General features: G+C 67.6%; 1 pseudogene. It reads left to right on the top strand.

From position 1 onward, the window contains the following. A pseudogene (locus IE126_RS25750) lies at positions 1–593 on the top strand (phage tail protein); the annotation flags it as partial.

Below are 593 nucleotides of genomic sequence, written 5' to 3'. Positions count from 1 at the left end.
GTGGCGCTGTCGGCGCTGCAGCAGGCGCTCGGGCCGAAGCCGCCGCAGGGCGGCGGGCTGACGATCTCGACCACGCTGCGCGGCGAGCAGAACCCCGAGACCATTCTCCTCGGCCGCACCGCGACCGGCGGTCAGGCGATCTGCCCGCCCTACAGCCATGGCAAGTCGAACCGCTATCTGACCCATGTGATCGAGATCTGCTCGGCCCCCGGTGCAAAGCTGGAGCGGCTGATCCTGAACGATGATTATGTCGAGATCGGCACCGAGGCGCATGCCGATTACGGCCTGCCGATCCTCGGCGATTACGAGGGCCATGCCTGGATCCGATATTACGACGGCAGCCAGACCGCCGCCGATCCGATGCTGCTGGCCAGATATGGCACGCATCCCGACCGGCCCTGGACCGCCGATATGGTCGGCACCGGCCTCTGCTATGCGATCCTGACCTTCTATTATGACCGCGAGGCCATGGCGCAGGTGCCGCGCTACCGCTTCGAGATGTCGGGCATCCCGCTCTATGACCTCCGCAAGGACAGCACGGCGGGCGGGGTCGGGCCGCAGCGGCTGGCCGATCCGGCGACCTGGGCGCAGAC

This window comes from Gemmobacter nanjingensis (assembly GCF_014652195.1).
In the GTDB taxonomy this organism is placed as follows: Bacteria; Pseudomonadota; Alphaproteobacteria; order Rhodobacterales; family Rhodobacteraceae; genus Gemmobacter; species Gemmobacter caeni.
This window is presented reverse-complemented; position numbering and strand designations above follow the sequence as displayed.